The 20,222-nt window shown below is 44.8% G+C and carries 17 protein-coding genes; 15 read left to right on the forward strand and 2 right to left on the reverse strand.

Going from position 1 to position 20,222, the window contains the following annotated elements:
• The first annotated feature begins 26 nt into the window (after positions 1 to 26).
• The 6 genes from J2W55_RS06245 to J2W55_RS06270 all read left to right on the forward strand — a co-directional run bounded on the left by J2W55_RS06245 (position 27) and on the right by J2W55_RS06270 (position 8,772).
• Positions 27 to 356 carry an HTH domain-containing protein gene (locus tag J2W55_RS06245; protein WP_310093173.1) on the forward strand — a complete coding sequence of 110 codons (330 nt, stop codon included), beginning with the start codon at positions 27 to 29 and terminating at the stop codon, positions 354 to 356.
• 162 nt (positions 357 to 518) lie between these two features.
• A complete protein-coding gene (locus J2W55_RS06250) occupies positions 519 to 1,097 on the forward strand; it encodes an RNA polymerase sigma factor (protein WP_310093175.1) in 579 nt (192 codons plus the stop codon).
• Between the two features lie 151 nt (positions 1,098 to 1,248).
• A complete protein-coding gene (locus J2W55_RS06255) occupies positions 1,249 to 2,217 on the forward strand; it encodes a FecR family protein (protein ID WP_310093176.1) in 969 nt (322 codons plus the stop codon).
• A gap of 6 nt (positions 2,218 to 2,223) precedes the next feature.
• Positions 2,224 to 5,670, forward strand: a complete 3,447-nt coding sequence (locus J2W55_RS06260; RefSeq protein WP_310093178.1) for a SusC/RagA family TonB-linked outer membrane protein — start codon at positions 2,224 to 2,226, stop codon at positions 5,668 to 5,670.
• 11 nt (positions 5,671 to 5,681) lie between these two features.
• The gene (locus J2W55_RS06265) at positions 5,682 to 7,187 is read left to right on the forward strand and encodes a SusD/RagB family nutrient-binding outer membrane lipoprotein (RefSeq protein ID WP_310093180.1); all 1,506 of its coding nucleotides are present in this window, start codon (positions 5,682 to 5,684) and stop codon (positions 7,185 to 7,187) included.
• Positions 7,188 to 7,221: 34 nt separating this feature from the next.
• Entirely contained in the window at positions 7,222 to 8,772 is a 1,551-nt protein-coding gene (locus tag J2W55_RS06270; protein WP_310093182.1) for a DUF5689 domain-containing protein, read from the forward strand.
• A gap of 55 nt (positions 8,773 to 8,827) precedes the next feature.
• Here the strand turns inward: J2W55_RS06270 and J2W55_RS06275 are convergent, their stop codons facing one another.
• Together J2W55_RS06275 and J2W55_RS06280 are read right to left on the reverse strand one after the other, a co-directional pair.
• The gene (locus J2W55_RS06275; protein WP_310093184.1) at positions 8,828 to 9,601 is read right to left on the reverse strand and encodes an HAD-IIA family hydrolase; all 774 of its coding nucleotides are present in this window, start codon (positions 9,599 to 9,601) and stop codon (positions 8,828 to 8,830) included.
• A 112-nt stretch (positions 9,602 to 9,713) separates the two neighbouring features.
• Positions 9,714 to 10,316, reverse strand: a complete 603-nt coding sequence (locus J2W55_RS06280; protein WP_310093186.1) for a class I SAM-dependent methyltransferase — start codon at positions 10,314 to 10,316, stop codon at positions 9,714 to 9,716.
• A 108-nt stretch (positions 10,317 to 10,424) separates the two neighbouring features.
• Between J2W55_RS06280 and J2W55_RS06285 the strand changes: the two genes are divergently transcribed.
• The 9 genes from J2W55_RS06285 to J2W55_RS06325 all read left to right on the forward strand — a co-directional run bounded on the left by J2W55_RS06285 (position 10,425) and on the right by J2W55_RS06325 (position 20,197).
• Positions 10,425 to 10,862, forward strand: a complete 438-nt coding sequence (locus J2W55_RS06285; protein ID WP_310093188.1) for a hypothetical protein — start codon at positions 10,425 to 10,427, stop codon at positions 10,860 to 10,862.
• 7 nt (positions 10,863 to 10,869) lie between these two features.
• Positions 10,870 to 11,199 (forward strand): hypothetical protein, encoded by a 330-nt coding sequence (locus J2W55_RS06290; RefSeq protein WP_310093190.1) that lies wholly within the window; start codon positions 10,870 to 10,872, stop codon positions 11,197 to 11,199.
• Between the two features lie 460 nt (positions 11,200 to 11,659).
• A complete protein-coding gene (locus J2W55_RS06295; RefSeq protein WP_310093192.1) occupies positions 11,660 to 11,827 on the forward strand; it encodes a hypothetical protein in 168 nt (55 codons plus the stop codon).
• A gap of 2 nt (positions 11,828 to 11,829) precedes the next feature.
• Positions 11,830 to 12,018 carry a hypothetical protein gene (locus J2W55_RS06300; RefSeq protein ID WP_310093195.1) on the forward strand — a complete coding sequence of 63 codons (189 nt, stop codon included), beginning with the start codon at positions 11,830 to 11,832 and terminating at the stop codon, positions 12,016 to 12,018.
• Between the two features lie 10 nt (positions 12,019 to 12,028).
• On the forward strand, positions 12,029 to 12,994 hold the full coding sequence (locus tag J2W55_RS06305; protein ID WP_310093196.1) for a sterol desaturase family protein: 966 nt from the start codon (positions 12,029 to 12,031) through the stop codon (positions 12,992 to 12,994).
• Between the two features lie 16 nt (positions 12,995 to 13,010).
• A complete protein-coding gene (locus J2W55_RS06310; RefSeq protein WP_310093200.1) occupies positions 13,011 to 14,156 on the forward strand; it encodes a formylglycine-generating enzyme family protein in 1,146 nt (381 codons plus the stop codon).
• Positions 14,157 to 14,576: 420 nt separating this feature from the next.
• Positions 14,577 to 17,666 (forward strand): SusC/RagA family TonB-linked outer membrane protein, encoded by a 3,090-nt coding sequence (locus J2W55_RS06315; RefSeq protein ID WP_310093203.1) that lies wholly within the window; start codon positions 14,577 to 14,579, stop codon positions 17,664 to 17,666.
• A 25-nt stretch (positions 17,667 to 17,691) separates the two neighbouring features.
• Positions 17,692 to 19,248: a RagB/SusD family nutrient uptake outer membrane protein gene (locus tag J2W55_RS06320; protein ID WP_310093207.1), complete on the forward strand. Its 1,557-nt coding sequence runs from the start codon at positions 17,692 to 17,694 to the stop codon at positions 19,246 to 19,248.
• A 541-nt stretch (positions 19,249 to 19,789) separates the two neighbouring features.
• Positions 19,790 to 20,197, forward strand: coding sequence for a rhodanese-like domain-containing protein (locus J2W55_RS06325; RefSeq protein ID WP_310093210.1), 408 nt, complete (start codon positions 19,790 to 19,792; stop codon positions 20,195 to 20,197).
• The last annotated feature ends 25 nt before the right edge of the window (positions 20,198 to 20,222 follow it).

Raw genomic sequence — 20,222 nt, forward strand, 5'->3', positions numbered from 1 at the left:
TGTATATGATCAATAAGATATAATGAATGAACAGGGTTGACAGGCTTTTGGAAATGCTGGTAGTTTTACAGGCTAAAAAGGTTGTAACGGTTGATTATTTGAAAGAAAAATTCCATATCAGCACCCGCACCGTATACCGCGATATACATTTACTTACAGAGCTAAGAATAACCGTAACCTACGAAGACCGAAAAGGATGTTTTGTACTTAAAGGGCATTGTCCTGTTTTACCCGGCTCTTCTTACCCCCAAAATGCACAGATGTCCCAAAGTATTATGCTCATTCCTGATACCTTAAAAAATGAAGTTATGTCATTGCTCTCGGCTGAAAGCAATGACAATGATAAGCGTCAATAGCGCCCGCTGGGATGTTTTATATTCTTATGGCCAATTTAACGTGTTCCAATTGATTTTGCCGCAAGTCGGGTAACGTATATCGCATAATCGCATATTGTTAACTCAAATTTAACGCTGGTATTTTGTTATTTAAATATACCAAAGCTTAATTTGCAATCCCATATGAAAACAGTACATACTACGTTATTGCATACATTAGAGGGGTTTGAATGTATATTTAAGGATAATTATACACCCCTTTTTCGTTACGTAAGCTCAATAGTAAATGACGAAGACCTGGCCAAGGATGTACTTTCCGATCTGTTTTTAAACCTGTGGCAGCAAAAAGATAAATTGCAGATCAATGAGCTAAGGCCATATCTATTCCGGGCGGCAAAAAACGGAGCGTTAAAAGCGCTGTCGTCCCGTTATCAAACCTCCCAATTACCCAACAATGCTTTTGACATCCCCGAGAATACTTATAATCCCTTTGAAAAATTCGTGGCCAAACAATCTATAAAAATTGTTGAAGAGCTGATTGGCAGGCTGCCATTACATCGTAAAGAAATGATAGAACTAAGGCTGTTAGGCTTAAAAAATGCCGAAATAGCCCATGTGCTTGATATTACCGAGAAAAAAGTAGAATACAACATGCGTGAGGCAATAGAACAACTGAGCCATGCCGTGCGTAACGGCAATCTTGACCAGGCTACTATTGCCGGCGGGCTGATGCTGGTTAACCTGATTTTTACTACGATCTGATTACTTATTATAATTTGAAACAGTTCGGACCGCCCCGGCTTTGCTGTTGCGTATAACCTGTCTCAAAACTTAATATTAATTTAATATACTAATAATAATTTCTTTAGGTGGAAAGTAGCCCTTTAATGCTCTTTAAGTAAAATTAAAAAGCGTGAACTGGGAAACAATACTAAATTATGTTAATGGCGAAAGCAGCACCGAAGAGGTACAACAGGTTGTTGACTGGGCTAACGAACAAACCGAACACCGCTATTTGCTTACCTACCTTGAACGGAGAAAAAAACAGCTCGAGCAGCCATTAAAGCAAAATGACATTGATGAACAATGGCTTCACCTGCTCGATCGCATCTTTGAACTGCCAAAGTCAAATAATAAAAAAGGTTTTCAAAGATCGCACCTCATCACCGGGATAGCCGCCAGCTTATTGCTGTTTTGTTTTTTAGGATGGTTTTATGTGCAAAAAACTAAAAACCAGGCCAACAGTAGCATACAAACATTACAAAGCGCTCAAAACGTTGGTGGCCGCCTTACATTGCCCGATGGTACTAAGGTATTTATGGCGCCCAACTCCAAAATAAGCTATGCCAATTCATTTGGATTTGCCAAACGCGAGATACAATTAACCGGCGAGGCGTTTTTTGATGTTAAGCATGACGCTCATAAGCCTTTTATTATACATACCGCCAGCCATTTGGCGGTAACTGTGTTAGGTACATCATTTAATGTTTACTCGCGGCCAAAAGCAAATACCGAAGTTAAGGTAGCTACCGGGCTGGTTGGTATAACCGAAAATAACCATACACATTATTTAAAGGCAGGGCAGCAGTTCATTTATCAGCTAAATAGGCGCAAAATAACCATTAAGCAAGTAAATGCACATGATGCTTCGTCCCTGCAAAATCAAACCCTGTTTTTTAAAGATGACAATGCCAACGAGATAGCCGAAAAGCTGCAACGCTGGTACAACATTAAGGTTGAAGTACAGCCATCGGCCAGCAGGCGCGCACGTTTTAGCGGCGAGATGAAGGATACCGGCATTGATAAACTTTTGAACGGCTTGAGCTACGCCACAGGATTGCATTACCGATACAAAAATCAACACACTGTTATACTATTTTGATTAAACATGAAACAACTTAAACTTTTATTTTTTATCCGGAAAAGATTATGTCCGGCTCTGCTGTTGCTGATTTTTTCAGTGACGGTAAAGGCACAGGTATCTCCATCAGATCAGTATGGTTTTGAAAAAAAACGTATCAGCATTCAAGCCATCGTAAATACGCTTAAAAATAAATATGGCTACAAGGTTTCTTTTGAGGCCGATTTGAATATGAGTGCCATGGTTACATTACCAGATGAGTCCCTGTCATTTGACAAACTTACCCAGGTACTGCAACAGCAGGCAGGTGTTGGCATTAAAAACATTGATGGTAACCTGGTTATTAAAAAGCTTAATATGGTTGTTGTTAGCGGTACGGTAATATCAGCCGACGATAAATCACCGCTTGGAGCGGTTACCGTGAGTGATAATGCAAAAAAGCTATTAACCTTTACCAATAATGAAGGTAAGTTTTCTGTTTTGGTAGCAAGCGGCAGCCAGGTGAATTTTTCTACCGTGGGGTATGCAACTCAAAGCCTTAGTTTTAACAGGGCTACAGTAGGTACAACCATTACATTAAGCAAATCAAACTCCACACTAAACGAGGTGGTGGTTACCGCGTTGGGTATTAAACGCGATGAAAAAGCCCTGGGCTATGCGGCTACCGTTATAAAAAATGAGCAGCTCACTGACGCCCTTTCCAGCAACTGGACCGACGCGCTTTCGGGCAAGGTTGCCGGTTTAAACCTTATACGTTCCAATAGCGGGCCTACCGGTTCAAACAAAATTATTTTACGGGGCGAGAATAATCTTACAGGTGATAATGAAGCGCTTATTGTACTGGATGGGGTAGTAATGAACCAAGGTAGTGGACGGCGCACCGGCATTGCCGGCGAACAGGTTTACGGTACCGGAAGCGATAATATGCCCGCAGATTATGGCAGCAGTATAAATGATATCAATCCTGAGGATATTGAGAGTATTTCGGTACTGAAGGGACCCGGTGCGGCCGCTTTATATGGTCAGCGTGGTGCAAATGGGGCCATCATCATTACTACAAAATCAGGTAATGCCAAAAAGAAGGGTGTTGGCATAACGGTTAACTCCAATGCTTCCATCGAAAAGATCAACCGCTGGCCCGATCTTCAGTTTGAATATGGGCAGGGTACCGCCGGTGCTACCTATTATTCTTACGGAGCAGGTCCCGATGGTTCCAGTACCAGTGGGACAAGTTCGGCCTACGGCCCGCGGTTTGATGGCCAGATGTTTTTTCAGTATGATCCGGTAACTCAAAAACAATCAACAGTAAGAACGCCGTGGGTGCCTTATAAAAATAAGATACGCGAGTTTTTTGATACCGGCCAAACGTTTACCAATTCAGTAAGCATTGACGGAGGGACTGATAAAACTACCGCCCGGTTTTCGGCAACAAACGTTAGTAATAAATGGATCACCCCAAATACAGGTTATGGCCGCAATTCAGTTGCCTTATCGGTAAACTCCAAGATCAACGATAAACTAACCATAAGTTCAAAGGTAAATTACCAGAACAAGTTTAGCGACAACCTGCCCGGAGCGGGTTACGGTAACCAATCGCTGATGTATTGGTTTATTTTTTGGCAACCCAGCGCCGATTTGGACTGGCTTAAAAATTATTGGAAGCTTGGGCAGGAAGGTCGTGCAATCCAATATCCTTATAGCTCATTCCCCGAGAACCCTTATGCTATCACTTATGAGTTTATCAACAGATCCAGCCGCAACGCGGTGACCGGGAACGTACAGGCAACCTATGACATTACAAAGGCCTTAAGCTTGCAGTTACGCACATCATTGGATATGGGCTATGAGCAGCGCGCGCAGGAGCGCCCGTATGATGCCGGAACCAGGTACCCTAAGGGCTCATATCGCACACAAAACATTTTTTCGGAAGAGGTGAGCGGCGATTTCCTGTTAAGGTATAACAAAGCCATAAACAAGGATGTTACCATAACCGCTACTGCAGGCGGCAGTATGCTGAAAAATACTTATAGGAGAGATGAGGTAAGGGCCGATTCATTGATCTATCCCGGTGCATATTCCATGGCTAATACCGCCGGCCCCCTTATCACGCTGCCTTATAGTAGTAAGTATTCCTTAAATAGTTTTTATGGGTTATTATCAGCGAGCTATAAAAACTACTTATACCTTGATCTCACCGGTCGCCAGGATTGGAACAGCGTTTTGGCAACGCCTAAAAGGACGGATAAAGTAGGGTTCTTCTATCCGTCGGCAAGTGCCAGCTTTATTTTATCTGACGCATTTAAACTGCCCGAAACTATCAGTTTTGCCAAGGTAAGGGCATCGGCATCAAGTGTGGGCAGCGGAACAACCGTGCCTTACCGCACCTCATTTTCCTACTCATCGGCAGGCAGCACCTATCCGGGCGGCTTAATAAATCCTACAACTTTGCCTGATGTAAACCTTGAGCCCCTGCGAACCACTACCTTTGAAGTTGGGGCCGATGTGCGTTTCTTTAAAAACCGGTTAGGGTTTGACCTGGCCTTATATTCCGGAATTACTAAAAACCAGATACTTAACCGGGTTATTGACGCATCTGCAGGTGCCGATCATTCCATCATCAATATAGGCAAGGTAAACAACAGGGGTATAGAGCTGGTAGTAAACGGCAGCCCGGTATCAAGCCCCAAGGGTTTAACCTGGACAACAAACGTTACTTTTTCTGCTAATCGTAATAAGATCAGGGAACTGGCTGATAGCGCCGTGGTGCTTCAAACTGGCCCGACAGGTGGTGGCCAGATTGTTGCAAAGGTTGGCGGGAGCATGGGCGACCTGTACGGCAGGGGCTATCAGCGCGCTCCGGACGGGCAGGTGGTTTTTGACCCTACAACCGGTGTTGCCCTAATTTCGCCCAATATTGTTTACCTGGGCAATACATCTCCAAAATGGAAATTAGGCTTCAATAATGATTTTAAATATAAGCAGTTTCATTTCAGCATATTATTTGACGCTCAATATGGCGCGGTGGCTTACTCACTTACATCCTATAAAATGGCAGAACAAGGCAAAACAAAAAATACGCTCCCGGGCAGGTATAATGGCATTATTGGAAACGGCGTAGTGCAAAACCCCGATGGGACTTATCGTAAAAACGATGTTGTTGCTGCAGATATTGATCAGTATTACCAATCTAACTTTGGGGCCAATAACGCCGAGGGCGCTACTTACAGCACCAATTTTATCAAGCTCAGAGAGGCGCGCTTTGATTATTCGCTGCCCGCGAGGCTTGTAAGCAGGATAGGCATACAACGCGCTACCATAGGGGTTTACGGCCGCGACCTTTTCATATGGACCAAATGGCCGGGTTTTGACCCTGAATTTGGTACGCTTAACGGCTCTGATATTACACAGGGTTTTGAAATTGGGCAGTTCCCATCTGCAAGAACCATGGGTGTTAACCTTGTTATTTCACTTTAATAAGCTGAACAATGAAAAGAAATATATATAAAGTTATTTGTACTGTAATACTGTTTGCTATAGTACAGCCATCGTGCAAAAAGGGATTTGAAGAAATAAACACCGACCCTAACACCACACCAATTGCGTTACCCCAGCAACTGCTGGCACCGGCACTGGTTAAAACAGTATCTGTAAATATGTTGCGCTCGCGCACTTTTAATAATGAGCTGATGCAGGTTACCGTTGACGAAAGTGACTCGGAGGGTAAAGTTTTCAGGTATGATATAAAAAATACCTGGGGCGATTATACCTGGAACAACTGGTACCTGCAGTTAACCAATTTTAAAGACATTTACACCATAGCCAGCCAGCCTATCACCCTTAACAAAGGGTACCAGGGCATATCATTGATTTGCCAGGCCTGGGTTTATTCGATGCTTACCGATACTTATGGCGATGTTCCTTACTCTCAGTCGAACCAGGGGAAGGACCAGGTTTTTCAGCCGGCGTTTGATAAGCAAAAAGACATATACCTGGGAATATTTAAACAATTGGAAGAGGCAAACACCCTGCTAAGCGAAGCAACCAATGTTGTAGGCTCAAGTGACCCCGTTTTTAACGGTAATGTTTCCCTGTGGCGAAAATTTGGTAATTCATTATACCTGAGGCTGCTGCTCCGTATTTCGGGCAAAGCGGAGGTATCTGCCGATTGTATTGCGAAAATTAAAGATATTGTAGACAACAATGCTGCTAACTATCCCATCATGGCCGGCAATACGGAGTCGGCGGTATTGCGGTGGACCGGCTCTGGGTATCTTACCTCGCCATTTATAGGCGGTGTACGTGAGCAGGATTGGCGGGCGCCATCAATCGCGTCCTTTTTTATTGATAATTTAACCAAATGGGCCGATCCTCGTTTATACCAGTTGAGCTGGTCGGTATCCACATACAACGGTGGTTATGTTGGTGTACCAAGCGGTTATGCTCCGGGTAACGCGCCAATAAAAAAGTCATACTTCCTTTCAAATGTACAGGGTACAAATACATCGGCAAAATCATTAATGACCGAGCCTTTGATGGGTAATATCATGAACTATGCCGAGCTGCAGTTTATCCTGGCCGAAGCCGCCGCCAAAGGATGGATATCCACGCCTGCCAAAACCTATTATGACAACGGGGTGCTCAATGCCATCACCTTCTGGTTGCCAACCTATGATAAATCGCTGGCTGAATATGAGGCCGCTGCCGACATTACCTGGGATGATAATAAAACACTCGACGAAAAAATGGAAATGATACACGTACAGAAATATTATACCATTTTTTGGACCGACTTTGAGCAATGGTTTGAATATCGCCGAACCGGGCACCCGCTGCTACCCAAGGGGGCCGGTTTGTTGAATGGGGGAGTAATGCCTGCCCGGATCCCTTACCCGGTTTACGTACAGTCGGCCAACCCAACAAGTTATAAAGCAGCCATAGCATCGCAGGGTCCCGACTTGATAAGCACCCGCGTTTGGTGGCAAAAACCATAATAGTTTTAACAGAATAATTTGATATAAATTGAAAATGAAAAAGATATTATTTTATACCTTCCTTTTGCTTGCATCAGCCGGTACCTGGTCTGGCTGTACCAAGGAAAATAACTATCCTGGCGGAACCCTGGCCCCAACCATAGCCATTTCAGACGTAAGGACCATATACAAAGGAGCCGATATAAAGCTGGATACTAAAAATATGTTTGGCGCCAATCAAATAGTTGGTGTTGTTGTTTCTGATCACTCGGGGGGTAATATGCCTGCCGGGTTATTGGTGGTGCAAAATAAACGCCGTGCAAAGCTAAGGGGTATATCTATATCAATAGGGGATGCCGCGGCTACTTATGCCCCTGGAGATTCGGTAGTGATAAATATAGACGGCGGCGTGCTAAAACGCGTTGATGGCACTTTGCAACTGACCGGTATACCAACCAGTGCTATCACAAAGGTTTCCTCAGGTAACACGGTGATAGGCCAAAAAGTAACCAGCAGCGCTATCCTGGCCAACCCCGATGCTTATGAAAGTACTTTGGTAGCTGTTGTTAAAGGCGGGTTTGACCCCTTGCCGGCACCTACTGATAAACTTGCGGGCGACAGAGTTGTGAACGACGGGTTTGGAAACATTGGCCTTCACACAGAGGCGGCGGCCAGGTTTGCAGATGAAACATTACCAGTTAGTGCAAATTTCACTGGGATCATATTTGGTACTACCGGTGCGGATGGCCGTGTTGTGCCACAATTGCGTATGCGCCAGGCTAAGGATGTAACCATCCTGAGTTCGGTTATTGAGATCACGCCAATCGTTATCACCGGTTTTATTACCGATCCGATAGGCACCGACGCTAATTATGAATATATACAGCTGCTGGCCACCAGGGATATTGATTTTTCAACAGAACACTTTACAGTGGTAACTACGAACAATGCGGGGGCTTCAACACCTTCGGGCTTCCCTGTAAAAGGCTGGGCAACCGGCGATCTGCGGACCTATAAGCTTGAAATTACATCGGGTAAGGTTACCAAAGGCACTTATTTTTATGTAGGCGGCGCGGGTAAAAAAATAGCTGGTTCGGCCTCAACTGATATAAGCTCATCTAACTGGGTAACAGCTTTTGATTATTCTACAGTTAACAGCCCCGATTTTAATACCACAAGCCTTCCCGCAACGCACGGCACTAAAACTGGTAATTTGCTCGCCAATAGTGGTAATGCCGCCGGTGTTGCTGTATTCACGGGAACCAACATTACGGAAACCAGTAAACCGGTTGATGTGATATTTTACGGCAGTGGCGGCAGTTTGTATGACCCCAATACCAATGTTGGCTACCGCATTACCAATACAGATTTTTATGATCTGAAGGACCTGATCACCCTGGTTGACCAGCCATTTAACAGGCAGGGCAGCAACACCCTTTTCTTTCCGTATCCAACTGCTGTTTCGGGTACGTTTGCCCAGCTTGGCGGTCAGTATAATGCTGCACTTGGCAAGTGGACCGCCGCAAGGGTATTGGTAAACCTGCCGCTAACAAACGCTTCGGTTATAACCGATATAGAAGGAGAGGGCGCTACCAAACTTAAATAAACGAACCAATCACTATATTAACCCCTCATGAATATATTCATGAGGGGTTTTTTTGTTACCACCATTTTAAAGGGAACTCAATTTTATCAACCGAGCCAACAATCAGGTCGGGTTTAAAGGCATAGTGACCAAGCTGATCTTTAGAGGATATTCCGGATAATACCAATATGGTTTTATAACCCATTTGCACACCACCTTGTATATCAGTTTCCATCGTATCGCCAACTACGGTTGTTTCGGCTGTTTCCAGTCCCAAAAATTTGCGGGCCGACCGCATCATTACCGGGCTGGGTTTACCTGTTACAAATGCTTTGCGGCCTGTGGCCTCTTCAATCATGGCGGTTGTGGCTGCAATCCCTAAATTGTTCCAGCCGGGTTTTTTAGGAGATGGGTCTCTGTTGGTGGTAATAAATTTGGCGCCAGCCAAAATCATATCAACAGCCCGCTGAACCATTTCGAGGGTAAAATTGCGGCCCTCGCCTAAAACCACAAATTCAGGGTCGGTATCAACCAGGGTAATGCCGTTTTCATGCAGGCTGGTCAATAAGCCGCCTTCGCCAAGTACATATGCAGTACCGTTGGGGCTTTGGTCGCCCAGGAACTTACCTGTAGCCATAGCGCTTGTATATATGTGTTTGGGCTCAACCGTAATGCCCAGTCTTTTTAGCTTGCGTACTACCTCTAAACTTGTTCTTTGGCTATTGTTGGTCATAAAGGCAAAGGGGATATCCTTTGCCAATAAATGATTAATGAATTTATCAGCGCCAAATATCAATTCCTCGCCGCTGTATATAACACCATCCATATCAATTAATAGTCCCTGTTTCATATTTTAAATTTTATAAGCTGTTGTTTTTTTGACAAAGTAAAGTATAATTTAATGATAAAATCCCCGCGCATGCCACTAACATGATAAAAAAGCCACGGGTATCAGCATTGGCTTAGCGGTACATGAAAACAGTAAAATCTTCATTGCTGTAGTCGTTTTTCAAAAATACATTCTTACTTAAAGAACGGCAGTGTTTCATGATCACCTCCGGATTATAGGCAACAATAAGCCCATTAGGTATCACGTGGCTCAGCAGGTTAAAAACAAACCCAAGTTTGCAGTGCTCATATAGTTTTGAAATAGCGTTGAATATATAATCATGATCGTCATTGTAATAGTTAAGAGAACCGCTCGCTATCACATAATCGGCAGTAGGAATTGGGTCAGTAACAAAATCGCCGCAAACAAAGGAGGTTTGCGGCCAGTTACCGTACCGTCGTACTGCCTCGTCCATAAGCTCGGGTATCTGCTCCACACCACAGTACGTAACAGCGGGGTAAAGCCGGTGCAGGAAAGCACGCAGATCGGCATGACCGCACCCTGCATCCAGCACAGTATGATCATTCAGGTCGGCAATTGCTGCAAGCGCATCAAAGCGCACCACCTGGCTTTCCCTATCCCGCCAGCCTAAAGCGGCAGTTCCCTGGTTGCCATGCAGTGCTATCATATACCGGTGATAAGCAAATATGGCAGCCGAACTGGTTGAAGTACCCATGTATTTTTATTATTTCGTGATTATAGGTATCTAAAAATCAGATTATTATTAAAAAAAATGTTTGATTTATCGAATAAATTATCGTTAAATTTACTTAAATGATTTGTTATGAAGACACCCCAGCTCTCTCTCAAACTTTTGCTGCCTCTTTTCCTACTTTTTAGCTGCAGTCCAACCATATCTACATTTGACCAAACGGCCTATATGCAGGTTACTTCTTTAAAAGTAGATGCACTCAACCTCATGGATAAAGCTACGGAAAGTTATACGGCGCATGAAAGCGAAGTAAAAACAATTCAGCTGGCAATTGACAAGGCAATTGAGTACGATAAACACCGGCCGCACAATGAGATCACTATCAATATGTGGACCATTTTGAATAATCCGGAAGGGCATTTATTTGGTGGCTTCCTGGTAAAATGGAAAAAAGAAGGCAAGTGCAATGAGGTTTACATTGTAGATAAAAAGAAACAGATAGGAAATTCTTTTGATCAGATAGCCGAGCTGGAAAGCAAAAAGACGAAACCATCAGAGGTAACCAAATAACTGAGCCATGGCAATAGATTTTAAAAATATACTGTCGCAGCTAAAAAAGGGTATTACAAACCTGGCCGAAAGCAGTTTGAAAGAATACGTGGCCGCCGCCACAACCGATGGGCAGGCAATTCTTGCAGAACTTAAGGATGATTTAGAGACGTGGACGAAGCAATTGGCAGAAGGCGACATCAGCAAGGCCGATTTTGCCGATCTGGTGTTAGGGCAGGCAGACGAGTTAAAGTTGGTAGCCTTAAAACAGGCAGGATTAACGGAGGTACGTGCAAACCAGTTTAAAAGTGATGTGGTTAATACCATTACAACTACCGTTACAGAACTGGTACCTTAGTCTTAAACATTTACAAACACATAATTTTTGAGCGGTTTTAAGCGCCGTTTGCGCTGTTTTTTGTCTCTTTTGAACAAAAAAGGTATGAAAATAATAAAAGTTCAATTTTATATATATAAATTCTATAGAATTAGTAGTAATTATAAAAACAATTATATACATTTGCCGGAGAGATAAAAAAATACACGTAAAAACTGTTTCAAAAAGCTAAAAAAAATGCAACCCGACTTAAACTCCAATTACGGCTTTGCTGCTTATCAGATGTTAACTGATTCTTCTCTTCGTTTTTGTTGTTGCTGTTGATCCGGGCTTCGTAGGATCTACCCACACTGCAATCAATACCCGCCAGGTATTGATCTGATCATTAAAGTTTTCTTATTAAGTTTTATAGGCTTAAACCGTTGTGCACAGCGGGTTTAGTGTATTGCCTTATTGTTTAATCCACCTTATATAATTTTTTATGACCATTAACGATGTATCCCTGCTGGGGAAAAAAATATTGGTAGGTGTTATTGTCACCCTGATACCCTTTATTATCATTTTCGGCGGGCTTTGGCTCACCAAAAAGCTGCTTTCAGACAGTCATGAGGCCAAGCCTGTACCTGCAACACAAATTAAATCAACCTGATCATGAAACTGGAACAAACTACTAAAAAACGAATTATAAGAAATGCCTTGTTAAGCCTGGTATTATACTCATTGCCTATTGTGTTAATGTTTGCCACATTTTACTTTACCGGCCAGCGTCCATGGCAGAAAAAGCAACAGGAGCAAAAATTACCAAAAGCAGCCGCGAAAAGTAAAACTGTAAACCCTTAATATAAATATCATGATTGAACAGATAAAAAATATAATTGACAACCTTAATGGATACGGCTTTTCTGTTTTGGTGCTGGTACTCGGGGTGCTCGAGTTTTCATTTGGACTTTATAAAAAACGGTGGACCCGGAACGAGCGCTGGGTTGATATTGCCTGCTTTACCATCCCTAAACTAATTATTAAGCCGGTAGTTGCTTACTACGGCCTTAAAGTTTTGCCGGCCATATTGCCCGGGTTTAAAGATGCTTTTAACTGGGTGCCGTTTTTCTGGGGATTTATCATCATTGCCGTTGCCGATGATCTGACACAGTACTGGTACCACCGTTTACACCATGAAGTGCCGTGGTTATGGCGTTTTCATCGTACACACCATTCGGCATCATACATGGGCATGGCCATGGCCAGCAGGCAAAATGTGATCTATTCATTGTTTTTTTCGCAAACTTATTTAACTACCGCGCTGGTTTACCTGGGCCTGGGTATTCCTGCTATTGTTGTAAAAGGTATAAAAGGCACCATCACCACGCTTGCCCATTCCAGCATTCCGTGGGATAAGCCTTTTTATCAGTACAAGTGGCTGCATCCGCTGGCCTGGGTATTGGAGCGTACTATATCAACACCGGCAACCCATCATGCCCACCATGCGGCTACTACTGATGATGGCGTGGGTTATTACAAAGGTAACTTTGGTAATATGTTCTTTCTTTGGGATGTTATTTTCGGAACGGCGCATATCTCCCGCCAATATCCTAAAGCTTATGGCATATCGCACTATGAAGGCGACCAATGGTACGCGCAGTTATTGTGGCCCATTTTTAAATCAAAAGTAGCAGGAAGCGAACTTGCTGCCGATGGCCCAATGGTTAATAAAGATGTACCGTTGCAGGAACATCATCTTTACCGGCCCGAAAAACCCGAAAGCGTTAACGGGGAAATATCTCAGGAAACATATAACTTACAGCCGGTAAAAATATAATGGCTATAATACATATATGAACCTGAAGGAAATATACCATGTTTTGTTAATTATTGGCGCCGGCGTTACTGGGTTTTCAGCATGTAAACAAAAAGAAAAAGCGAAGGTTGCCGTTAAAGCCAATGTGGTTGCCGAAAAAAAGAAAGCGGTATGCTGCGAGTCAAATATCCCCAGCCGGTTTAAGCCCGCGCATTTAGCGGGGGCGGTTATTGCGGGGCCCGATACCAGTCATGACCAGATGGTTTGGATACCCGCCGGTACTTTCAGGATGGGGGCGGATAACAAGCAGGCCGAAAGAGATGAGTACCCAAAACACCAGGTTACCGTTGATGGTTTTTGGATGGACCGCACTGAAGTTACAAACGCGCAATTTGAAAAGTTTGTAAAGGCTACCGGGTATATTACCACAGCCGAGCAAAAGCCAGATTGGGAGGCACTCAAAAAACAACTGCCTCCCGGCGCCGAAAAACCGGCCGATAGTTTGCTGGTAGCAGCATCCCTGGTCTTTGTTCCAGCAAAACAGCCGGTGGCATTAAATGATTACAGCCAGTGGTGGGCCTGGAAAAAAGGGGCTAATTGGAAACATCCGCATGGGCCGGGAAGTGATATTAAAGGCAAAGGGAATTACCCGGTAACGCAGGTGTCTTATTATGATGCCCAGGCTTACTGTAAATGGGCAGGCAAGCGTTTGCCTACCGAAGCGGAGTGGGAACACGCCGCAAGGGGAGGCCTTACAGATAACATATATCCCTGGGGAAATGAAAAGGTGACCGACGGCAAGCCCAAAGCTAATATTTGGGAAGGCGATTTTCCGTACCGGAACACCCAGCGCGACAGGTTTTATTATACAGCGCCTGTAAGGTCATTTACAGCTAACGGGTATGGCTTGTATGACATGGCCGGAAATGTTTGGGAATGGTGTGCCGATTTTTACGATTACCGGTATTACAATACGGTTAGCAGCTCAGGAGGTGTTAAAAACCCAAAAGGGCCGGCAAAGTCATTTGATCCCGATGAGCCTTACGCTATAAAGCGGGTGGTTAGGGGCGGCTCGTTTTTGTGTAATGATAGCTACTGCTCAGGGTTTAGGGTGTCCCGGCGGATGAAGACCACCGAAGACAGCGGCATGGAGCACCTGGGCTTTCGTTGCGTGAAAAATTAAAAAAAATAATACCCTTTATTAAATAATGAACTATTCTCCGCCGGCTTTTTTAAAGGAGCGGAAAATATCAACAGGAAGGAACATGAAAAAATAATAACAGAACCAGATCAATAAAATAAGGGAAAAGCAATTGCTTTTCCCCGGATGTTAAAACAACGAAACAGGGATCGATTGGCGTTGAGCCTGTTTCAATGGTGTCATTTTAAACTATTTCAAATTTATGCAAAATATTGCAAAAGTCGGGAAAGGCTATGTGCTGCTCGTATCCCGGCTTGAACAGCCGTTCAAATCCCAGGGTAAAGCAGTTAATCTTCAATACCGGCAGCTATACATTAAAAGTGCCTTGTCAAATAACGCCGGCATAGCGTCTGCGATTCATTCGTCCAGTTTTTTAACCCATTTAATTAACCCGCCGACGACATGAAAAAACTTTTATTAATCCCGTTATTGTTCATTTTTTTTACCCCGTTTATAGCTTTGGCTCAGCAAACACAACCCACCATCAATTCTAAATTGGTAGGTAGGGTTGTTGATGGCGCCACCAAAGAACCATTGCCCGGCGCGGTTGTACGCATTGAGGGGACCACACACGTTGTCTCAACAGATATTCAGGGCAAGTTCAGTTTCGTAACGGGTCAAAAATTTCCGTATAAACTGATCATCACTTTTATAGGTTATGAAAAGCAGGAGTATATAGCCGATGGCAGTCCTGTTGAAATACTAATGAAAGATGCTCAAAGCCAGCTTAACCAGGTGGTTGTAGTAGGGTACGGTACCCAAAAACGGAAAGACATTACCGGTTCTGTGGCATCGGTTCCGGTACTGGCATTAAAACAGCCAGTACCATCGTTAGACAGGGTATTGCAGGGTACAGTGTCTGGTATACAGGTAACCCAGGCAACCGGTCAGCCGGGAGCAGGTGTTACCGTACAGATCAGGGGTGTAAACTCCATTAACGCAGTGGCAGAACCATTGTATATTATTGATGGCTTCCCAACCTCAAATAGCAACTCCCTTACCGATGCCGGGGTAACCAACGGACCAAAGATCAATCCTCTGGCCTCTATCAATACTGCCGATATTGAAAATATTGAGGTGTTGAAGGATGCGTCGGCTACGGCCATATACGGAACGCGCGGCGCCAACGGTGTAATTATCATCACCACAAAAAAAGGCAAGTCGGGTGTTTCATCAATTAACTATGATGGCAGTTACGGCAGGCAGGAAGTAATCAAAACCATACCGCTGCTTAATGCAAGTCAATGGGGCGCGCTCCGTAATGATGCATTGGTCAATTCAGGTAAAACACCCCAAACCGAGGCGCAGCTTAATCCATATAATGCCGATACCAATTGGCAGGACGCCGCCTTCAGGACGGGCAACTCGCAAAATCACAGCTTGTCCATACTTTCCGGGACTGACAGGACACGCCTTGCTTTCTCAGGTAATTACTTTAAGCAGGATGGTATTTTGCAAAACACCAATTTTGAGCGTTATGCAGGCCGTGTAAATGTGGAGCATGATTATAATGATAAATTAAAAATATCATCATTTATAACCGGCAGCCGTACCAGGGCGCAGGTAGCGCCGCAGGGCGTTGTGCCAGCCATTTTGCTGATGACGCCAACCACCCCGGTATATAACCCTGATGGGTCATTCTTCATTAAAAACGTATTTGAAGGAACATACGGTAACCCTATCAATACCCTGTATAATCAAATTAATACCACCACTACCAGCCGTATCCTGGGTAATATTTCGGCCGACTATAAGATCACCGACGACCTTACCGCACGGGTTTTGACAGGCGTTGATATTATTGACAACAAGCAGAACCGCTATTTGCCCGCTTCTGTGTACGAAGGGTCGGGTTATTCGGGCCTGGGCGAAACCGGCACGCTTAACTCCACTAACTGGCTTAATGAAAATACCCTTACTTATACAAAAAAACTGGGCAACCATAACCTGAACATACTGGCGGGTTTTACCCAGCAAGCCTTTAATGCCGAAGGCGCAGTTACCGGGTCTTCGGGTTTTGTAAGCGATTATGATACCTTTAACAACCTGGGCTCGGGCAGTATCACTTCTATTTCGGGCAGTGGTTTTGCCGTGGCGCCTTCATCGTCTACCAATACCTGGGCGCTTAAATCATATTTAGGCCGCGTTAATTATGGGTATAACGGTAAATACCTGTTAACATTAACCTTACGTGCCGATGGATCATCCAAGTTTGCGCCCGGCCATCAGTGGGCATCTTTCCCATCAGCGGCTGTAGCCTGGAATGCCTCCAGCGAAAATTTCCTGAAGAATGTAGAACAGATCAGTCAGCTTAAATTCAGGCTGAGTGCGGGCCAGACAGGTAACAGCGATATACCTCCTTATCAATCTTTTTCGCAGCTGGGTTATTATCGGTATAACTTTGGCAATACTACCCTGGCTGGTTTTGCGCCCAATAGCCTCTCAAACCCCAATCTTACCTGGGAAAAAACAACCCAGTATGATTTTGGCTTTGATCTGGGCTTGCTTAAGGACAGGATAACCCTTACAGCCGACATCTACTATAAAAAAACAACCAACCTGCTACTTTATTTGCCGCTGCCTGCAACAAGCGGACTTACCATTATCACCAATACCGCTATTACCAATCCGCAGCAGTATGAAAACGTTGGTTCGGTACAAAACAAGGGTTTTGAACTGAGTATAAATACACACAACTTTACCGGCTCTTTTGTCTGGAATACCAGTTTGGTTTTTGCGGTAAACCGTAATAAAGTACTCAGCCTGGGTGGCAATGGCGTAAACCAGTTCATTCCTGATTCATCCCTGCCGTCTATTTTAAGAGTGGGTGAGCCCATTGGGTCATTTATTGGCTACAAGACCAACGGACTGATACAGGCCGGCGGCCCCGCGCTTACCCCGGCCGCCAATACAGCTCCCGGCGGGCAGGCCTATCAGGACATTAACGGCGATGGAAAGATCACCCAATCAGCCGACAGGGTGATACTGGGCAATTCGCAGCCTAAGTTTACAGGCGGCATCACCAATACTTTCTCTTATAAGGGTATTGATTTGAATGTATCTCTGCAGGGCTCGTATGGCAATAAAATATATAACCAGCAACGGGGCGTACTGGAGCTGGGTACCGGTTATACCAATGCCACCGCAACCTTGCTTAACCGGTGGACGCCCGCTAATACCAATACCGACGTGCACAGCGCATTTCAGGATCCCGCAGCAACCATATCAGACCGTTTTGTGGAGAACGGCTCCTATTTAAGATTAAAAAACCTAAGCCTGGGGTACACCATCCCTAAATCAATTGTTTCACGGTCATTTATTAAAAAGATAAGGATATATGTTACCGCGCAAAACCTGGTTACCTGGACAAAATATACCGGATATGACCCGGAAGTAAGCAGCAACGAACAATCGGCCATCACATCGGGTGTGGATAACGGGGCTTATCCAAACAACAAATCCATTCTTGCCGGGATAGGCATAACCTTATAAGGCAGCTTTATTTTGATTTAAACACATGAAAACGAATAATATTAAATACCTGATCATACTGATTGCCTTTGGCGCGGTTTCCTGCGCCAAATTAAATGAAGACCCGCGGTCTTTTATTCCGGCAAGCCAGTTTTACAAAACACAAGCCGACGCGGTGGCAGCAGTTACCGCTGCATATTCGCTGTTAAACGGCGGGGCCAATGCAGTACAAACACCCTATAATACCTTGTTTAATACCGGGATGAATTTTATGGGCGATGATGAAGGCCCCGGTCCGGGCGCTACCAATGCTGATGTGCGTTCACAATCGGTGCTTGGTCACTCATCGGCAGGGCTCCGCATTTTGCAGATATGGCAACAGCACTATGCCGCCATTAAAAAAGCCAATATCGCTATTGATACCATACCTCATATACAATTTGACGCTACATTAAACAAAAGGCTGGTGGCCGAAGCCAAATTTTTAAGGGCCCTATATTACTTTAACCTGGTACGCCTGTATGGCGATGTGCCGCTGGTACTGCACGATCAGACATCCATTAACCTGGCCGATCTGCAGATACCCCGAACCGCGGCTGCAACTGTTTATAAACAAATTGAGACCGACCTCGCCGCGGCAGCAGTCGATTTGCCAAATGCTTATACCGGGGCCGATGTGGGTAGGGCAACCGCGGGTGCAGCCAATTCGCTGCTGGCTAAGGTTTACCTTACCGAATGCCAGTGGGGCAAGGCGGTGACCCAGGCAGAGGCAGTGATTAATGGCCCGTATGGTTATGATCTGTTTGCCAATTATGCCGATGTGTTTTTACCGGCGTCTAAGAATGGCAGGGAACATATTTTTTCGGCGCAGTTTAAATCCAATTCGCAGGGCCAGGGCAACAACCAGGCGCCCCGGTCAATATTGAATGGCATACCCGGTATGGTAGGCAGCTATGCCGATCAGGTAGTGTTTTACCCTGTTCCTGACGCCACCAAGCCCGGAGGGGTTGATAAATTTTTTAGTGTTTACAAGTTGTATTCGGCCAATGATAAAAGAAAACGGGTAAGCTTTGTTACACGATTTCAAAGCCCTTCAACCAACTTGTTTTATGGTAAGCTGAACGACGCTGCCATTCCCGGCGACTCGACCCCCTTTTTTAATAAGTACTATGATCCAAATGTGGCTTCTAATGAGTCGGAGTCTGGCGCCAACGTATCTATCATCCGCTTTTCAGACGTATTGCTGATACACGCCGAAGCTGAAAATGAGCTCAATGGACCTACCGCAAAAGCCTATGCCTCTATCAACAGGGTACGCAAGCGGGCAGGGCTCGATGAGCTTTCGGGTTTAAACCAGGCACAGTTCAGGGAAGCAGTATACCTGGAGCGCCGCCTTGAATTTGTATTTGAATACCAGCGCTGGTTTGACCTCATACGGGAACGCGACGCCGCAGGCAACGGCATTTTAGAGGCCAGTTTAACCAAGGTGGGTAAAACCAATGTAAATAAAGGTGCAAAGGGCAAATTCTATCTTTTCCCTATTCCCCAGCAGGAAATTGATAACAGTAACGGCAAGCTCACCCAAAATCCCGGATGGGAATAATGATAAACAGGTATGATAAAAAAGATAAAAAAATGAAAGCTCTTCAACCCTCTTTGCGGCAAAGCCGAAGAGAGGGTCGGCGAGCGTAGCGACGCCGGGGTGAGTCTTCTGCGCTGGGATTAGCAACTCGCATAGTCGACTCACCCGACCATCGCTACGCTTGGTCACCCCCTCTCCGCCTTCGGCGCAAAGAGGGACTGGAAATTGATGAAGGAGATAAAAAATGAAATGAAAGAAAAAACTCCTCAACCCTCTTTGCGGCAAAGCCGAAGAGAGGGTCGGCGAGCGTAGCGACGCCGGGGTGAGTCTTCTGTGCTGGAAATAACAACCCGCATAGTCGACTCACCCGACCATCGCTACGCTTGGTCACCCTCTCTTCGCCTTCGGCGCAAAGAGGGGATTGGAAATTGATAAAAAAGATAAAAAATGAAAGCTCTTCAACCCTCTTTGCGGCAAAGCCGGAGAGAGGGTCGGCGAGCGTAGCGATGCCGGGGTGATGCCGGGGTGAGTCTTCTGCAAAAACTTAACCGAATAACTATATATGAAAAAACACGTCATTATTACCTTGTTGCTGTTTTCGGCTATCGTCATATCGCATGCACAGACGACATACCTGCAAAAAAAGTCGGAGAGGGTCATTGTAACACCCGAAGTAGAACAAAAGCTGCTTATGTCAATTGAACAGGGTAAAGCCTACCTGATTGATGTGCGTACCCCTGAGGAATACAGCCAGCATCATCTTAAATATGCCGCAAATATCAATATCAAATCGGCTGATTTTACCGGCGAGATAAAAAAACTCGATAAAAGCAAACCTATATATCTGTATTGTCATTCCGGTAACCGAAGTGGCAGAGCTGCCGATTCATTGCAAACGCTGGGTTATCATTTAAGCTATAACATTGGAGCGATCGACAGCTTAACAAAGGCCGGTTTTCCCGTTCAATAATTAACATCTAAACCAATATCATATC

The sequence above is a fragment of the Mucilaginibacter pocheonensis genome (genome assembly GCF_031456535.1).
Lineage (GTDB): Bacteria > Bacteroidota > Bacteroidia > Sphingobacteriales > Sphingobacteriaceae > Mucilaginibacter > Mucilaginibacter pocheonensis.